This window comes from Paenibacillus sp. 598K, from assembly GCF_003851045.1.
GTDB lineage: Bacteria > Bacillota > Bacilli > Paenibacillales > Paenibacillaceae > Paenibacillus_D.
In genome coordinates, this window is sequence record NZ_BFBX01000163.1 from 1 (window position 1) to 17,186 (window position 17,186).

A 17,186-nucleotide genomic window follows, 5' to 3' on the forward strand; every position below is an offset into this window, starting at 1 on the left:
CGCAGCCGTTGTCGGACACCACCAGGCGCAGCGTGCGTGCTTGCCGCTCGGCTGCGATTCGCAGCTTGCGGTCGCGCTCCATATCGCGGAAGGCGTGGACGAATACATTTTCGACGATCGGCAGCAGCAGGCAACGCAGCATCGGCAACTCGAGGAGCGCCTCGTCCGCCTCGATGTCGACCTCGATTTCGCCGGTGAACAGCGCCGTCTGGATCGTAATATAGTTGCGCACCTGCTGCAGCTCTTCGCCGAGCGTCGTCCCCGACTGCAGCGGCTGGAGCGAATATTTGAGCATATTCGAGATGGCGTGGATGAGATCAGCCGTCTCCATCTGGTCATCGCTGTATAATTTCCAGTACAGCTCATTGAACAGGTTATGCAGGTAATGCGGGTTGAGCTGAGCCTGGATCGCCTTCAGCTCCGACTCGCGCTCGCTGATCTGGGCCAGGTAGACCCGGTTGATCAGCGTATTGACCTGCTCAGCCATCTGGTTGAAGCTCTCGCCGATATAGCCCAGCTCGTCGCCGGAGCGGACGCGGATCCGCGTCGAGAAATCTCCGCCGCGCAGTCTGCGCAGGCCTTGCATCAGATCGGCGAGCGGGGAGAGCAGCGTGCGCGAGGAGATCGTGATCAGCAGGGCGCTCAGCATGACGATGCCGATGCCGGCGAGGGCGAAGATGCGGATCATATCCTTGTTTTTGCGTTGGATCTCCTGCAGCGAGACGCCGCCGTACAACGTCAATCCCGCCGGCTCCAGCCGCTGCTGGACGAACAGGTAGGTGATGCCGTCCATGGTAGCATATTGGGGAGCGGCGGCCTCGCCAAGCGCCAGCAGCTGATCCGTCTCCTCGCGGTTGGTGTTGGCATAGAGCAGCCCGCCCCCGGACTCGAGCAGCAGCACCTTGCCGTTGCGCTTCAGATCGGAGAGCACCTTGCCGACGAAGCTTTCCTCCAGCACCATGATCATCGTCCCATACGGCACGAGCTTGTCGTTGAGCATCCGCCGGGCAGCGAGCAGCACGGTTCTGCGGCCGCCGGGATCGATGGCGCTCGGCACGCTCGCTCTGGCCCAGACGAGGTTGCCGCGATGCGGATGCAGCCGGGCCATCACCTTGGCGATGTCCTCGGGGTCGGGCCGATCCGATACGCCGTTCCGGGAGGTGATCGTCAGCGCATCGCGCTCGTCGAAGAGGAAGACGGAGCGGATCGACGGCGCATCGACCTGCAGCGTCGTCAGCTGCTCCTCGACATATTTGCGGTTGCGGTACTCCGTGAACCGTTCATCCCCGGAGGCGGGACTGTCCCGGACGAAGCTCTCAATCGAGGGGTTCAGGATGATCGACTGGGATACCCGATTCACCTCCTGGATCGTCAGCTCCAGCCGGGCGAGCGCTTGCTCGTTGGCGATGGCGAACTGGGCGCTGATCTCATCCTCCATCCATTCGACATTCACCTGATAGACCCACCAGCCGGCGAGGGCAAAGGCCAACGTAACCATACAGGAGAGCATCGCAATCAACTTGAGCTTGAAGCTGCCTTTGACTGCTTCGACTGCCGCCTTCGGCCAGCGTGCGGGATTCAATCCGGGTGACCTCCTTGCGCAACATGGTGTAATCCGATTGTACCTTTTCTGGCCTTCATTTTGAAACAAGCCCGGCCCGGCGTATGCCGGACCAGGCGAGCTCCGCGTGAAGCGCGGGGCAGGGGGCTCGCTATTGCAGCTGCGAACGGACGACCTCCAGCGCATCCTCGCCGAGGAAGGCGGTTTCCTTGTTTTCCTTGTACCATTCTTCCATGAACGCTTCGATCTGCTTGCCGCCGCCTTTCTCCCAGGCGGCCCTGGCGTCCTCGATCGCTTGCTCGGCCGAATATTTGGCGCCGCCGATAATGCCCTTGACGAGAATATCGCTTACTTCCTTGTTGACGTTGGTGTTGATGACGACCAGCTCGCTAGGCAGCACAGGCATATGCTCGTAGTGGGCGAGCGCTGGATATTTGGCCTCGGGATTGAGCAGGTAGCTGTCGGCCTTGCGCATCATTTCCAGTCCCGCTTGTTGATCGGGATCGGAGAGATCGTAGGCAGCCTCGAAGAGCAGGTGCGGATTAAGCGGCAAGGAGTAGAACATCGTGTAATCCATCGCCCAATCGACCTCCTTCATGTTTTTGTCAAGGTCGATCACCTTCAGCTTGCCGTCCGCATCCTTGTTCCAGTGCTCGTTTTCCACGCCTTTTTTCAGCGTCAGCGCCGTATCGGACTGCAGGATAAAGTTGATATACTCCATCGCGGCTTGCGGGTTTTTGGCGGCGGCATTGATCACCGTCGTCATCTGGATCGGATTGGTCACATGATGCACGAATTGGCCCATCGGCGATTTCGGCTGCATCATCGGCGCGATCTCCGCCTCGGGCACCGTCTTGCGGATCGTTTTGATGTCGGTCACCGTATTCTCGAACCAGTTCGTAATCGCAGGCGGCAGGTAGACGCCCATCTTGCCGTTCAGATAGTCCTGCTTCGCCTTGGCGCCGTTCTGGTCGGCGAGGTAATCCCGGTCGACGAGCCCTTCCTCGAACAGCCGCTTCTTGAATTTGAGCGCTTCGAGCGAATTGTCCCAGCTGCGGACGACCTGGTCGTCCTCGGAGATTTTCCAGCCGCCCGAGCCGAACATCGAGTCGACCATCCCGCCCGACGTATAACTCATGTTGATGCCGTACGTATCCTTTTTGCCGTTGCCGTCCGGGTCCTGCTCGACGAATGCCTTGAGCACCTCGTACAGCTCCTCAGTCGTCTTGGGGACTTCGAGATTCAGCTTTTTGAGCCAGTCCATACGGATGAAGGCGACGCTTTGCAGATGAGGCTCGTTGATCTTGCCGATCTCGTACAGCTTGCCGTCCGGCTTGGTACCGACCTTGCGCAGCTGCGGGTACTCCTCCAGGAGCTTTTCGTATTCAGGCGCGTATTGCAGGTAGTCGTCGAGCGGGAGCAGCTGCTTTTGCTTGTACAGCGAGTCGCGGAAGCCGGTGTCGTAGTCATTGACGATATCCGGAGCGGTGCCGGAGGCGAACATGACATTTAGCTTGTTGACCGCCTCCGAGCGGAGCACAGGCACGTATTGGGCTTCGACCGGAGAGCGTTCGTTGATCCAGCGCGTCCAGCGATTGTCCTCCAGCGTGCCTTCCGAGGCCGGGATATTGCCGCGATCGTAGACGGAGACGGTAATTTTCGGTTTCTTGGCTTCGCCCTCGGACGCGCCGTCTTTGGGCTGGCTGCAGCCTGCGACGGCGGTTGCGGCGAGCACGACCGAGGCGAGCGAGAGCGACAGCTTTTGATACCGTTTGCGGATTGGACTTTGCATAGGAATAGACTCCTCTCTTTATTAACCCTTGATCGAGCCGAGCATGATGCCTTTGACAAAATATTTTTGCAGAAACGGATAGACGACCAGCATTGGCACCACCATGATCATGACGCCTACCGCCTTGAGCTTCTCGGAGATCAGCTCCTGCTGCTGGACCATGTCCATGGCATTCATGTTGGCCATGCTCTGCATCTGCAGCATGCTTTGTACGATGACGGGCAGATTTTGCAGATCGGTGCGGTTGATGTACAGGATAACGTTCATAAACATGTTCCAGTAACCGACCCCGTAGAACAGCGTCAAGGTGGCCAGCATCGGCAGCGATAGCGGCAGCACGATGCGCCCGAGCAGCCGCATCTCGCCGCAGCCGTCCATCTGCGCCGATTCGATCACTTCGGTGGGGATGTTCTCAAAGTAGCTCTTCATAATGAGCATGTTGTAGGTGCTGACCAGACCGACGAACCAGAGCGACCAGAAGGTGTTGGTCAGCTGCAGGTTGTTCATGACCAGATAGGTGGGGATCATCCCCCCGCTGAACAGCATCGTGAACAAGGCGGCCAGCGTGATCGGCTTGCGCGCATACAGGTAGCGTTTGGAGAGCGGGTAGGCGGTCAGCACGGTCACCAGCATGCTCAGCGCAGTGCCGACGAGGGTGATGACGACGCTGTTGTTGAAGGCGCGCAGCGCCGGCGTATTCTCAAAAAAGTACTGATAGGCGGTAAAGTCGAGCCCGACCGGCCATAGCCAGACGCGTCCGAGATCGACCGCTTGCCCTTCGCTGACGGATAAGGCAATCAAGTGCAGGAAGGGAAGGATGCAGGTAAGCGCAACCATGATCAAGCCTGCGTGGATCAAGTAGCTGAACAGTCGTTCTCCGCGTGATTCTCTCATACCCGAAGCGTCCTCCTTCCTAGAATAATCCCTGATCAAACTTGCGCGCCAGCGCATTGGCTGACAGGACGAGGATCAGGCCAACCAGCGATTCGAACAGTCCCATGGCCGTGGTCAGACTAAACTGAGCTTGCTGCAGTCCGACCTTGTATACATAGGTGCTGATAACCTCGGCCTTCTCCAGCACGGTCGGGTTCTGCAGGTTATAGACCTGGTCGAAGCCAACCTCCATCAGCCGTCCCATGCTCAGGATCAGGAGCAGGATGATCGTCGGACGCAAGCCGGGTAGCGTGATATGCCAGATCTGGCGCAGCTTGCCTGCGCCGTCCAGTCCTGCGGACTCGTACAGGCTGGGGTCGATGGCAGAGAGGGCGGCCAGGTAGATGATCGCGCCAAACCCCATCTCCTTCCACAATCCGGAGCCGACGAAGATAGCGATCCAGGAGTCGGAGCGATACAAGAAGGGGATCGGCTCCATATCCCACTGCGCGAGCAGCTTGTTGATCGTGCCGCCGTCGATCGAGAACAAGGTCAGGATCAGCCCGGCCACGATAACCCACGACAGGAAGTGGGGCAGGTAGATGATCGTCTGTATCCATCGCTTGAGCCAGCTTTTCCTCACCTCGTTGAGGGCGATGGCGATCAGGATCGGCGCGGGGAAGCCGAAGACCAGGCTCAGCACGCTAAGCTGAAGCGTATTCCAGATGATCTGCAGCGTCGCCTTGGACTGGAAGAGGATCTCGAAATATTTGAGTCCGGCCCATGGACTCGACAAAATGCCGTCGTAGAAATTGTAATCCTTGAACGCAATCACAAGCCCGCCTAGCGGCAAGTAACGGAACAGAGCGTAGAACAGAATGCCTGGCACGAGCATCAGGAACAACGGCACATTTTGTCGGAACCGTTTTTTTTCGTAGAAGGCCCGGTTCTTGCGGGTCGCGCTGTCCGTATCGGCGACGGCAGGAGTAGGCGTCATCGTCTCCCCTTCTTTCTCTGGCGTAGTATTGTCGGGATGGCAACAATGTACCATAGCCGCGCGAGCGCGATCCTTAACAATATCTAGGTCTTTCTAGAGATTTTTTGGGCGCGACAAAAAAACGACCTTGCGGTCGCAAGGTCGTAAGCGCGTTTCATGTGGCCTTTTCCTATTTGTCCAGCTTCATCGAGGGACGCAGCGCGTCGCGCTCGCTAGCTGCGGCAGGCCGTGTCTGTTCTGCCTCAGGCAGCATTTGCTCCGCCGACAGATTGGATTCTGCGATGACGGCTTCCTGCGCCGCTTGCTTATTTTTGTCGCGAATCCGCTTGCGCACATAGATGAACAGGAGGATAAAGGGAATCGCGCCGAGAAAAATATAAAGTGACACGTCGTTGACCATCGAGCTGGCTGCGCGTCCATACAGGTAGAACAAAGTTCCCACGGCGTAGAACTTGATGGCGCGGCCGATCGCGGCGTAGGCGATCAGTCGCCAGAGCGGGAAGTTCAGGCAGCCCGAGAGGATCGTGAACACTTTGAAGGGGATGGGAGTGAAGGAGCCGATCAATATCGCGGTTTCGCCGCTTTTCTGAAACATGGCGGTTGCCTTGTCGATCCATTCCTTCTTCAGAAACTTGTACAGGAGCGAGTGGCCCAGCGCTTTGCCGATCCAATATCCGAAAGGAGTGCCCAGAAGACACCCGATATAGCCGACCGTAGCGAGCCAGAGGGCGTTGCTGGGGTTAAAGGCGCTAAGGGAGACTTGCAGAAAAAAGGCGGGAATCGGAAAAATAACCGCATCGATAAAGGCGTGGATAAACAGTCCCCATGCGCCAAAATTCTCCAAAAAATCTAGCAGCTGTTGAAGCATTGCGAGCTCCTCTCGTCTGTTCCTTATGCGGCGGACTCCGATGAAGGTGACTTTCCTTATATCCTATAATATAGGGTATCATTTTATGTGGGGGATTGCCATTGTTCGCGAGTCCAGATTTTAACCTGGACCGGGGTCGGGGTTGTCCGCCGCATGACGCCCCGCGGTGTGGCCGGTCGCAAACGCGGCCGTAATGTTGTAGCCGCCGGTATAGCCGTGGATATCCAGGATTTCGCCGCAAAAATAAAGTCCCCGCATCCGCTTGGACTGCATCGTCCTCGGGTCGATCTCCTTCAGATGAACGCCGCCGCCGGTGACGAACGCTTCCTCGATCGACAACGTATCATGGGCATAGACGGGGAATTGCTTCAACAGCTTGGCCAGCTCCTGAACGCCCGCCTTCGGCAGATTGTCGAAGGTTGTCGCCTCCGCGAGCTGCGTCATGGCGAGCAGGACGGGCACGAGCCGCTCTTGCAGGAGCGTGCGGAGCAATGTCTTGAGCGCCTTGCGCGGGTCTTGCTCGGCGAGTCGCCACACCTGGGCGTACAGCTCCTCGGCGCTGGCGTCCGGGAACAGATCGATCGTCAGTCGCACGGTGTCGGACTTCTTCAGCTCCTTGACGACGAACTGGCTGCAGCGGAGCGCGATCGGTCCGGACAGACCGAAGTGGGTGAAGAGCAGGTCGCCGCGATGGGCGATGACGGGCTTGCCCTTGGCATTCCAGACGGAGAGCGTCACATCCCGCAGCGACAAGCCTTGCAGCTCGCGGCTGGCGATGAAGCGGTCGCTCGAGCGCAGCGGCACCTCGGTCGGGAACAGCTCGGTTATCGTATGGCCGGCGGCCCGAGCCCAGGCGTAGCCGTCGCCGGTAGAGCCGGTATGCGGCACGGAGCAGCCGCCGGTGGCGACGATGACGCGCGAGGCCCGGATGCGCTCGCCGGATTGCAGGCGCACGCCGCTGACGCAGCCGTCCGCGTACAGCACCTCCGCCACCGGCTGATCGACGCGGATGTCCACGCCTTGACGACGCACCTGGCTGACCAAGGCGTCGACGACGGTCTTGGCCTTGTCGCTGACCGGGAACATGCGGCCATTGTCCTCCTCCTTGAGCGCGATGCCGAGTCCCTCGAAGAAGTCGATAATGTCGCGATTGCTGTAGACGCTGAATGCGCTGTGCAGGAAACGCCCGTTGCCGGGAATATGCTGGATCAGCTCATCGAGCTCCTTGTTGTTGGTCACATTGCAGCGTCCGCCGCCGGAGATGCCCAGCTTGCGGCCGAGGCGACTGCCTTTGTCGAGCAGCAGCACGCGCGCGTCGCCGCCGCTGGCGGCGATCGCGGCCATCAGGCCGGCCGAGCCGCCGCCGATGATGATGATATCGTAGGTCATAGCAGATGATTTCCTCTTTCTCTGTCCTTTCCTCCTATTCTACCAGAGATCGGGCAATAATAGTCATCCGTGATGCGTTTGGAAGGGAACTTGGGTAGTAAATGAATAAATACGAGATAGGGAATAAGGAGGATGCGGAGCATGCACCACGAAACATTGGCACTGTCAACGGCAGATGGGCTGGAGCTGTTCGCACAGGAGTGGAGAGACGAAGCGGCGCCTGTCCGGGCAGTGATCTGTCTCGTCCACGGGATGGGCGAGCATAGCGGGCGCTACCGTGAGGTGGCGGAGGAGCTGACCGCAGCGGGCTATGTGCTGCTGACGTATGACCAGCGCGGTCATGGCCGCTCGCCGGGCAAGCGGGGCCATGCTGCATCGATGGAGCGGCTCGCCGGGGATGCGGAGCAGGCGCTGGCGCTCGCGAGATGCCGCTATCCCGGGCTGCCGGTGTTTTTGTACGGGCATAGCATGGGCGGCAATGTCGCGCTCTCCTGCGCGCTGCGGCGGCAGCCGGAGCTTAGCGGGCTGATCCTCACCAGCCCCTGGCTGCGCCTGGCCTTCGAGCCGCCGCGCGCCAAGCAGTGGATCGGCCGCCGTCTGGCCAGCGTCTGGCCGTCCTTCTCGCTCGCGACCGGCCTCGAGCCCGGCCAGCTCTATCAGGCTGAGGAGGAGCCGCTCCCAGTCGTCCGTGACCTGCTGGCGCATAATCGGATCTCCGCGGCGATGTACTTCGGCTTGCAGGCCGAGGGCGAGTGGTCGCTCGCCCATGCCGTCGAGCGGCTGCAGGCGCCGTTGCTGCTATTGCACGGCACGGCGGACCGGATCACCTCGCATGCAGCCAGCGAGCAGTTGGCAGCCGGGCTGGCGGACAGCTGCGTATTCCACAGCTGGCAGGACGGACTGCACGAGCTGCACAACGATCGGGAGCGGCTGCAGGTGCTGCGCTGCATCGTCGACTGGATCGAGGCCCGTCTGGCGAGATAAGCCTCGCATTAGGCCCTCGGCGGAAGACGCGAGTCGTCAAGCAAGCTGGCTGCGAGTCTGTTGCTAACCTTTCGATGCTAGCCCTGCGACGACTTGCGGATCGGCAACCAGGCCAGTACCTTCTGGATATTGGTATCCCAGTACCCCCACTCATGGCTGCCCGGCCCCTCGTGGTACTCCAGCTCGTAGTCGGTCTGCTGGCAGGCGTCGCGGAAGGCGATGTTGGCATCGTAGAGGAAGTCCTCGGTGCCGCAGCATTGATAGAGCGCAGGCTTCGGACCCGAGCGGCTGCCCTGCTGCTGGAGCAGCCAGAGCAGATCATTGTCCGTGCCGGTGATCGGCCCGTCGCCATAGATTAGATGGAACAGGTCGCCGGTGCGCTCCCGGTGGACCGGATCTCCGGCGAAGCTGGCGATATCGAGCGCGCCGGAGAGCGAGGCGGCTGCAGCGAACTGCTCGGGCTTGCGGAGCGCCCACTTGAATGCGCCGTAGCCACCCATGGACAAGCCCGCCACGAAGTTGTCCTCGCGAGCGTCCGACAGCGGGAAAAAAGAGCGCGCCAGCGCCGGCAGCTCCTCGGAGAGGAATGTCCAGTAACGGCTGCCGTGCTTCATGTCGGTGTAGAAGCTCTGATGCACCTGTGGCATGACGACAGCGATGCCGTAAGCGGCCGCATATCGCTCGATGCTTGTGCGGCGCAGCCAGATTGAATCGTCGTCGGACAGTCCGTGCAGCAGGTACAATGTCTGATGGCGGCCGCTGCCGGCCTGACCGTCCATGCCGATCTGCGCTGTCGTCTGCTGCGGCAGGATGACGGTCATGGAGGTGCTGAGCTTGAGCGTTTCCGCAAAAAATCTACATTCGATCAATGCCATAGGTTGTTGATCTCCTCTCAAAATACAAATCAATTTCTCCCTTAACTTTAGCAAAGGCCAGGGCGGTATGCCAACTGCCGGTCTACAAGTGCGAATATCGACGGCATTCGACGAGGAAAAACTGCGAAAAATGTCAAATTGTTCATTGTTGATGAACATGTAGAAAAATGGGGGATAATTAAAAATTTTTCTTTTATTTGTCACTTATTGCGTGGTATAGTAGGTTCATAGAATCAAAAAAGAGAAGAGCTACGCGAGTTCAGGGGGAAGTCAATGACCATTTTCCTGATGGATTTTGCGGTTAATGTATTCGAGACCATTGCCGGCTTTATGCTGATGCTATCCATTTATCTGTTTCCTGTCCGAAGCTATACGCCGCAGATCGTCTTCACCTCTATTGTGATGGCCCAGACCTCCTATCTGCTGAGGGAAGTTTTCTTGCTGGACTGGCTGACGCCGTTTTTTATGCTGCTGTGGATGATCCTGCTGCTTTGGTTGCTCTTCCGGATCCATATTTTCTATGCCTTGCTGATGGCTGTGTCCGGTTACCTGGTCTATATCGTCGTGCAGATGATGATCGTACTGCTCATGCAGGGCGTCTCGTCGCTTGCGGAGATCCAGGAGACCTTCCTATACCTTAAGGTTGTCCAGCTATTGTCATCGCTGGTGGCGCTCGCGATCTCGCGGGTGCTGGTCAAGAAGCGTCTAGGATTCTCTTTTGTCCCGGACCGGATCACCGAGCATGTGCGCTTTCGCGGCACCAACCGCAAGCTGCTGATTACGCTCATTGTCGCGAGCATTTGGATTTCTGTCATGTTGAGCTTTCTCTCCAATGGACTGGCCGGATTTTTGGGCGTCCTCATTTCGATCTCTCTTATCGCCGCCATGATTATCTACCTTATGGTAATAAAGGAGCGAAGCATATGATCGGAAGAATATCCGAGCAATTCGGAGGATACATCTATCGGCACAATGACCGCAAGCAGGTCAGCCAGGATGTGCTCGTGTTCGCCATCAAGTCGCTGCTGACCAATCTGTTGACCATCGTGCTCTCGCTGACGGCGGGCTTTGCGCTTGGCGCCTTTCAGGAGACGCTGATCGTTCTGGTTGCGATGGCGCTGCTTCGCAATTTGACTGGCGGTTATCATTTTAAGTCCCCGACGGCTTGCATCCTGATCTCAAGCTCGGTTGTAGCCGTTATTCCGCATATTCCGTTTACGGATGCTCTGCTGATCCCGAGTGCTCTAGTCACCATGCTGCTCATCCTGCTCTACGCACCGGCCGATCTCAAAGGCGTGACGACGCTCTCCTCGCGGAGGCTGCTCGTCATGAAGCTGGTAGCCCTTGCGATTGTCGCTTCGAATTTAGTTCTCGAGTGGCATTTGCTTGCTCTTTCTTTTCTGGCTCAAGTCTTAACCATTTTACCATTTAAAGGGAGGCAATCGAAATGATGAGAAGCAAGATTGCGCGTCTGTTGGCCACGTCGCTCGGAGCATCAGCCGTTGTATTCGTATCTACGGCATGCTGGTGGTTTGGTCATCGTCCGGAGGTACCGACAGAATTGCTGAAAAAGTAGTCTAGGCGAAGGCGGCCGGTTACCGGCCGCCGTTTCGGTCAAGTGGGGGATCAGTTTTGGAGTGTAGTCTATGAAAATACCAGTGACACGTGACAAACAGAATGATACGGAAGTTGTCATGTTGGACGTGGCCGATATTCTCTACATCCAGACTGAAGAAGGCGCGCTCGTCTTTCATTCAGAGAGCGACTGCTTCTACCCGCTCGTCCCATCGTTGTCGGCCTACCACAGGCATCTGGAGCCTTTGGGCTTCCGCAAGCTGGATCGTATCAACCTCGTCAATTCGAATAAAGTCTTGGGGTATGACCATGATCTGGGCAAAGTGTTTTTTGACATGCAGGATCGTTCGCTGTCGAAGTCGACGACCATTGCCTTCATGCATAAAGGCAAGCTCAGGCAGGAGATCGAGAGCTGGATCGCCCGCAATATCGCCGACCGCACCGGCACTTTATAATACGCGCCATTGAACCTTCATTCCTCTGCGCATCATCGCAGGCATGAAGGTTCTGTATGTTTTTACGGAGCGATTGAAGGGGCGACGCACTGTGTCTTGACGAACAAGTACAGCTTACGCGACCCTCCGACACGCAATCTCCTCGATATGAGACTGTTGGCCTAATTCAACATTGTAAATTAATTTTACATGTGTTTTAATCGGTTTAACAGGAAATGACATGCCAGACTATGAGGAGACCGGTTTTACGTGTGGAAAGAAGCCTTGTTACAGGTCTTGATCGCATTGCTCCCCGTGTTTGCGCTGCAACTGTGGTATAACCGTCCTGATCGTTTCAAGGGGACGCCGATATTCATAGGCCTATCCAGCATGATTTCGATGTTCCTATGCATCATTATGGCGCTCGGCACCGAATTTGTCGTCGAGTTGGACTTTAGCATGGTGTCTTTTATCGTAGGCTCGCTCTACGGTGGCAAGGCGCTGGCCGTCGTGATGACGATCGTCTATGGCATGCTCAAGCTGTCGCTGGCGGAGCGTCCCTGGGAGCCTGCAGGATTTACGGCTTTCCTGATTTATATTTTTCCTATGCTGATGATCAATATTCCACGCTTTCAACGCGCGTCCACAAGGATCAAAAAACAGATCGCAGCGACGCTTGGGCTAGTCGGCATCCCTGTCTACTGGATGGGCTGCATGACGTACTTTTGGCTTAGCGACGACACATGGAACGTTTATATTTTCAGAGAAAGCTTGGCTACAGGCATCGCGTATTTGGGAAGCAGTCTATTTTTGATCTTCCTTATTGAAAGCGTTAAAGAAAAGCAACGGCTCCATCAAAAGCTGCAGCAGATGTCGATGAACTATCGCAACGAGGTGCAGAAGCTGCAGCAATTCATCGACAATACCCCGCTCGGCGTCATCATCGTCGATACGAAGGGGGAGATCACGCACATTAATGAGATCGCCGTGGCTCAAATCCCGGGGAAGCAATCCCAGCGAGGACCGACGGATATCATCGGTCGTTCTTTGACCGAATTACAAGAGGAGTTGAATAATGAACTGCATGCTGGCCTGCTAATAAGCGTCCTGCAAGGAGAAGAGACCTTGACGGAAATTGTGCAGCAGGACAATAAGATCTATATCAAAACGAGCTTCGGCGTCAAGGATGCAAAAAATCACGCCATCATCGGCGCGGCGCTGATCGCTCACGACATCACGGAGCTGAGCCAGCTGCGGGACGAGATCGGCCGGATGGAGCGTCTTAGTCTGGTCGGTCAGATGGCGGCGAGCATCACGCACGAGATTCGCAACCCAATGGCGGTCATCCGCGGCTTTGTGCAGCTGATGAAGGAGCGCAGCGCCGACAATCAAAAAGAGTATTTCCGCATCATCATCGAGGAGCTCGACCGCGCCAACGGAATCATCAACGACTTCCTGTCGCTTGCCCAGAATCGAATCGTCGAGAAGGAGAGCGGCTCGCTAAATCAGATCATCGGGGACTTGATGCCGCTCCTGTGGGCAGACGCCAATCTGCGCGGTCAGAGCATCGAGCTGGAGCTCGACGAGCAGGTGCCTAACCTCGAGCTGAACATCAAGGAAATGAAGCAGCTCATCCTCAATCTGACGCGAAACGGCATGGAGGCGATGAGCGAAAAAGGCGTCTTGAGCATCTCAACCAAGTACTTGGGGGACAAGGTAGAGATGAAGGTGGAGGATACCGGCTGCGGCATCTCCCAGGACAAGGTGGAGCGGCTGTTCGAGCCGTTCTACACGACGAAGTCGCGCGGCACCGGTCTGGGACTGCCGTTGTGTCTCAGTATCGTCGAGCGCCATCGCGGCAAGATTGAGGTGGAGTCTGCAGAAGGACAAGGCACGGCCATCCGGGTCATCCTGCACCACAACTGATTGGCGGATAGGCCGGGACTGTTCGACGCATCCTATGCTTCAAAAGGAGGCGTTAACCATGTCGAACAACAATCGATCTAAGTCGAGCCGTGCCAAGGACTCTCTGGAGCAGCAGCAGTCGTCCCGGACGGAGGACGCTGCCAAGCGGGGACAAAAGCCCGAAGAGCCCGGCTATGACAAAAAGCTGGACGGGCCGGACCGTCCCTCCGTCTGAATTTTTCCTCCCATGTGACCTTTGCTTTAGAAGGGGCGGGAGGGTATAATAGGAGCAAATGAAGATAGTCAAGGAGTGATTCCATTGTCAATGTCATTCGAACGTTACATGGTAGACATGGTGCAGCCGATGCGCGATGATCTGACGCGTGTGGGGATACAGGAACTGAGAACGGCCGAGGAAGTCGAGGCACAGCTCCCGACTGCTTCGGGAACAGCGTTGCTCGTCATTAATTCGGTATGCGGCTGTGCCGCTGGCCAATGCCGTCCGGGCGTAGCCGAGGCGCTCAAGCACGAGACGACGCCGGATCATCTGTTCACTGTATTTGCCGGACAGGACAAGGAAGCTACTGCCAAGGCCCGCGAGTATCTGGCCCCGTATCCGCCGTCTTCGCCTTCGATCGCGCTGATGAAGGATGGCGAGCTGGTGCATTTTATCGAGCGCCACCAAATCGAGAATCGTTCGGCAGCCGAGATCGCCGCAGATCTGACCGCTGCGTTCGACCGTTACTGCAACTAAGGGCAGGCCTGATATGAGTCTGCAACAGGAGATCATCCAGCGGTTAGGCGTGAAACCGCATATCGACGTGCAGGAAGAGATCCGCAAGCGGGTAGACTTCCTCAAGGAATATGTCAAAAAAGCTGGCGCCTCGGGCTTGCTGATCGCGATCAGCGGCGGTATCGACAGCGCCGTCGCCGCCGGCCTCTGCAAGCGGGCGACGGATGAGCTGTCGCTGGAGAGCGGGCAGCCGTATATGACGCTGGGCGTCTTCCAGCCATACGGTCAGCAGGAGGATATCCATGACAGCTACGCGGTCGCCCAAGCCTTCGAGCTGAAGCATACGGTGGAGACGAATGTCGAGGACACAGTTAACGAGATCGCGCTCGAGGTGGAGCAAGGCTTCAAGGCGCTGAGCATCCATCGGCATATGAGCCGGGGCGGCAAGGGCAACGTCAAGGCGCGCTCGCGGATGGTGATGCAATACGCGCTGGCCTTCGATCTAAACCTGATCGTCGTCGGCACCGATCATGCCTCAGAGGCGGTTACCGGCTTCTACACGAAGTGGGGGGATGGCGCAGTCGACATCACGCCGCTCGCTTCGCTCAACAAGCGCCAGGTCCGCCAGCTGGCAGCCGAGCTTGGCGTGCCAGACAGCGTCCTCCACAAGGCGCCGACGGCGGGCCTGTGGGAGGGCCAGACGGACGAAGAGGAGCTGGGCATCTCCTACGAGCACAACAGCGATTTCCTCGAGGGCAAGGAAGTGCCTGCCGAGGTGCGCGAGAAGCTGGAGCAGCACTACCTCAAAACAGAGCATAAACGCTCGCCGATACCTGGGATATGACCCGCCCCCCTGCGAAAGCGGGGGGTTTTTGGTTTCCGGTCGAGGGGGGAGAGGAAGCCTTGATTATTGGAATTGGCCACGATCTGGTCGAAATCGAGCGGCTGCATCGCATTTTGCAAGGACCGATAGCAGATCGGTTCGAGGCGCGGGTGCTGACAGCAGCCGAGCGGGAGCGGGCAGATGCCCGAGGCGGCAGGAGAGAGGAATACATAGCCGGACGATTCGCTGCGAAGGAAGCAATCGTCAAGGCGCTTGGATGCGGAATCGGCCGGACGGTCGGCTTTCTGGACATCGAGATATTGCCGGATGGCGCGGGCAAGCCGGTCTGCCGTCTTACGGAGGGTGCCTGGCGGCGCCTTGGTCTGTCGCCCGAAGAGACGGTGCTGCACTTGAGCATCACGCATGAACGCTCGCTCGCATCGGCCTACGCGATTGTGGAGCAGGACAGATCCTTCCATGTCAATTTGGCCAGGAAATGAGTATAATAGAAGCTTGGCGCTGGATTTTTCAGTAAGCCGACAATCCATTACTACAGGAGTTCCAATGAATAGAGCGTTCAAGCATATCATCCAGAGTTGTCTTCAACATATTCAAGCGGAAGTTTCCGTAGCAGGTTATTACGAGATGGAAGAGGGCTGGAGCGATGAGCAGGTGCCGGAGGGCTATCGCTTTGCTCTGGTGCTGTCCGGCCGCTCGGCGATCGAGATGGATGGGGAGCGTCATGAAAATGAGGCAGGCGACCTTGTACTGTTCCCTGCCGGCAAGCGGGTCCGTCTGTCTCACATCAGCGGGCGCGTCGCTACGATATGGTGCCAATTCCGCGCCAATCTGGCCGAGACCAAGCTATTCGAGCTGCTGCAGCCGCCGATTATCGTAAGCCTGAGCGAGCCGGAACAGGCGGAGCAGTTGCTGCGGCGGATGCTGGCTGCCGAGCAAGAGGAGACGCTGACGAGCCGGCTTAAGGTGAAGGCTGCGCTGCTGGAGCTGCTCTCTTGTTACCTGGATCACTGCAATCTCGACGATGCGCCGCTCAGACGATTGGAGCCCTTTGCCAAGCTAGAGCCGGTACTCGATTATATCGACAGTCATCTCGACAAGCCGATTGCGGTGGAGGAGCTGGCGGCGTTGACCTTCATGCACCCCAATTATTTTATCGAGCTGTTCAAAAGCCTGATCGGCGTCTCGCCGATCCATTATGTGAATCGCCGCAAGCTCGAGTACGCCAAAAAACAGCTGGAGCAGACGAATGCGTCGGTCGCGCAGATCGCTACGCAGATCGGCATGCAAAATCATTATCTCTCCCGGATGTTCAAGCAATATAGCGGTCTGGCTCCAAGTCAGTACCGCAAAAAATATGACGCGTCGAGCAAGCTGCCGCAAGCGCAGCGCGAAAGCGATGCACAGATAGAAGAGGAAGCGGGGAACAAGGCATGACAGAAGAGGCCAAGGCGCACTTCAGTCGCGAGCTGCTGGTCTGGTACAGGGCCAATCGACGCGACCTGCCATGGCGACGCAACAAAGATCCTTACCGGATCTGGGTATCGGAGATTATGCTGCAGCAGACGAGGGTCGATACGGTCATCCCGTACTACAACCGCTTTATGGAACGGTTCCCTACGGTGCAGGCACTGGCAGAGGCGCCGGAGGAGGACGTGCTTAAGTGCTGGGAAGGGCTCGGCTACTACTCGCGGGCCCGCAATCTGCAAGCGGGGGCCAAAGAGGTGATGAGACTCCATAGAGGCAGCATCCCCGACGATGTGGCGGCTGTCGCGGCGCTCAAGGGCGTCGGTCCCTACACGCGCGGAGCGATCATGAGCATCGCCTTTAATCGGCCGGAGCCGGCCGTCGACGGCAATGTGATGCGGGTGCTCTCAAGGTACATGTGTCTGGACGACGATATCGCCAAGAGCAGCACGCGCGTCCGGATGGAGCTACTGGCGCAATCGCTCATCCCTGAGGGGGCGGCAGGCGACTTCAACCAGGGGTTGATGGAGTTGGGAGCGCTCATCTGTACGCCCAAGTCGCCGGGCTGCCTGATCTGTCCGGTAATGGAGCACTGCGCCGGTCGGCTGGCTGGCCGAGAGAAGGAGCTGCCGATCAAGACCAAGGCGAAGCCGCCAAGGCCGGAGCTGCGACTGGCGGCACTGGTCGAGGGCAGCGGCGAGCATGCCGGTCGCATCCTCGTCCGCCAGCGTCCAGAGAGCGGATTGCTGGCCAAGATGTGGGAGCTGCCGCACATCTTGAGCGCATCGGCCGAAGCGCCGCCGGCGCGCAAGCGCGGCCGACCGGCCGCCGGGGCTGCGACAGCGGCGGCGGCTGCAGCGGCCTGGGAGGCTGGAGCGGGCTGGGCCTGGAC

The 17,186-nt window shown here is 58.0% G+C and carries 19 protein-coding genes; 12 read left to right on the forward strand and 7 right to left on the reverse strand.

The genetic code is table 11. From position 1 onward, the window contains the following. The 6 genes from PA598K_RS32745 to PA598K_RS32770 form a co-directional block, all read right to left on the reverse strand. The coding region (locus PA598K_RS32745) for a sensor histidine kinase (protein WP_128660949.1) at positions 1-1,582 on the reverse strand (1,582 nt) is incomplete at its 3' end. A 130-nt stretch (positions 1,583-1,712) separates the two neighbouring features. Next, complete coding sequence (locus PA598K_RS32750; RefSeq protein ID WP_128660950.1) at positions 1,713-3,353, reverse strand: extracellular solute-binding protein; 1,641 nt, start codon at positions 3,351-3,353, stop codon at positions 1,713-1,715. Between the two features lie 21 nt (positions 3,354-3,374). Continuing rightward, positions 3,375-4,247 carry a carbohydrate ABC transporter permease gene (locus tag PA598K_RS32755; protein WP_128660951.1) on the reverse strand — a complete coding sequence of 291 codons (873 nt, stop codon included), beginning with the start codon at positions 4,245-4,247 and terminating at the stop codon, positions 3,375-3,377. A gap of 19 nt (positions 4,248-4,266) precedes the next feature. Then, on the reverse strand, positions 4,267-5,223 hold the full coding sequence (locus PA598K_RS32760; RefSeq protein WP_128660952.1) for an ABC transporter permease: 957 nt from the start codon (positions 5,221-5,223) through the stop codon (positions 4,267-4,269). A gap of 169 nt (positions 5,224-5,392) precedes the next feature. Continuing rightward, positions 5,393-6,091 carry a YqaA family protein gene (locus tag PA598K_RS32765; protein ID WP_128660953.1) on the reverse strand — a complete coding sequence of 233 codons (699 nt, stop codon included), beginning with the start codon at positions 6,089-6,091 and terminating at the stop codon, positions 5,393-5,395. 120 nt (positions 6,092-6,211) lie between these two features. Further along, complete coding sequence (locus tag PA598K_RS32770; protein WP_128660954.1) at positions 6,212-7,480, reverse strand: NAD(P)/FAD-dependent oxidoreductase; 1,269 nt, start codon at positions 7,478-7,480, stop codon at positions 6,212-6,214. A gap of 141 nt (positions 7,481-7,621) precedes the next feature. On the opposite strand from PA598K_RS32770, the gene PA598K_RS32775 reads away from it, so the two are divergent. Continuing rightward, positions 7,622-8,464, forward strand: coding sequence for an alpha/beta hydrolase (locus PA598K_RS32775; RefSeq protein WP_128660955.1), 843 nt, complete (start codon positions 7,622-7,624; stop codon positions 8,462-8,464). 77 nt (positions 8,465-8,541) lie between these two features. On the opposite strand, the gene PA598K_RS32780 is transcribed toward PA598K_RS32775, so the two are convergent. Continuing rightward, positions 8,542-9,339: an alpha/beta hydrolase gene (locus PA598K_RS32780; RefSeq protein WP_128660956.1), complete on the reverse strand. Its 798-nt coding sequence runs from the start codon at positions 9,337-9,339 to the stop codon at positions 8,542-8,544. A 273-nt stretch (positions 9,340-9,612) separates the two neighbouring features. Between PA598K_RS32780 and PA598K_RS32785 the strand changes: the two genes are divergently transcribed. The 11 genes from PA598K_RS32785 to mutY form a co-directional block, all read left to right on the forward strand. Then, the gene (locus tag PA598K_RS32785) at positions 9,613-10,266 is read left to right on the forward strand and encodes a hypothetical protein (protein ID WP_128660957.1); all 654 of its coding nucleotides are present in this window, start codon (positions 9,613-9,615) and stop codon (positions 10,264-10,266) included. Further along, the gene (locus PA598K_RS32790) at positions 10,263-10,790 is read left to right on the forward strand and encodes an accessory gene regulator ArgB-like protein (RefSeq protein ID WP_128660958.1); all 528 of its coding nucleotides are present in this window, start codon (positions 10,263-10,265) and stop codon (positions 10,788-10,790) included. The genes PA598K_RS32785 and PA598K_RS32790 overlap by 4 nt, the downstream gene beginning before the upstream one ends. Next, positions 10,790-10,915, forward strand: a complete 126-nt coding sequence (locus tag PA598K_RS32795) for a cyclic lactone autoinducer peptide (RefSeq protein WP_128660966.1) — start codon at positions 10,790-10,792, stop codon at positions 10,913-10,915. The genes PA598K_RS32790 and PA598K_RS32795 overlap by 1 nt, the downstream gene beginning before the upstream one ends. Positions 10,916-10,985: 70 nt before the next feature. After that, positions 10,986-11,369, forward strand: coding sequence for a LytTR family transcriptional regulator DNA-binding domain-containing protein (locus tag PA598K_RS32800; protein WP_128660959.1), 384 nt, complete (start codon positions 10,986-10,988; stop codon positions 11,367-11,369). A 249-nt stretch (positions 11,370-11,618) separates the two neighbouring features. After that, positions 11,619-13,274 carry an ATP-binding protein gene (locus PA598K_RS32805; protein WP_128660960.1) on the forward strand — a complete coding sequence of 552 codons (1,656 nt, stop codon included), beginning with the start codon at positions 11,619-11,621 and terminating at the stop codon, positions 13,272-13,274. 58 nt (positions 13,275-13,332) lie between these two features. Further along, the gene (locus PA598K_RS36750) at positions 13,333-13,488 is read left to right on the forward strand and encodes a hypothetical protein (RefSeq protein WP_185602370.1); all 156 of its coding nucleotides are present in this window, start codon (positions 13,333-13,335) and stop codon (positions 13,486-13,488) included. 84 nt (positions 13,489-13,572) lie between these two features. Beyond that, positions 13,573-14,007 carry a BrxA/BrxB family bacilliredoxin gene (locus tag PA598K_RS32810; protein WP_128660961.1) on the forward strand — a complete coding sequence of 145 codons (435 nt, stop codon included), beginning with the start codon at positions 13,573-13,575 and terminating at the stop codon, positions 14,005-14,007. A gap of 13 nt (positions 14,008-14,020) precedes the next feature. Then, positions 14,021-14,830: an ammonia-dependent NAD(+) synthetase gene (gene nadE / locus PA598K_RS32815; RefSeq protein WP_128660962.1), complete on the forward strand. Its 810-nt coding sequence runs from the start codon at positions 14,021-14,023 to the stop codon at positions 14,828-14,830. 59 nt (positions 14,831-14,889) lie between these two features. Then, positions 14,890-15,309, forward strand: a complete 420-nt coding sequence (gene acpS / locus PA598K_RS32820) for a holo-ACP synthase (protein WP_128660963.1) — start codon at positions 14,890-14,892, stop codon at positions 15,307-15,309. 64 nt (positions 15,310-15,373) lie between these two features. Further along, complete coding sequence (locus PA598K_RS32825; RefSeq protein ID WP_185602371.1) at positions 15,374-16,264, forward strand: AraC family transcriptional regulator; 891 nt, start codon at positions 15,374-15,376, stop codon at positions 16,262-16,264. Further along, the coding region (gene mutY, locus PA598K_RS32830; protein ID WP_128660965.1) for an A/G-specific adenine glycosylase at positions 16,261-17,186 on the forward strand (926 nt) is incomplete at its 3' end. The genes PA598K_RS32825 and mutY, both read left to right, overlap by 4 nt.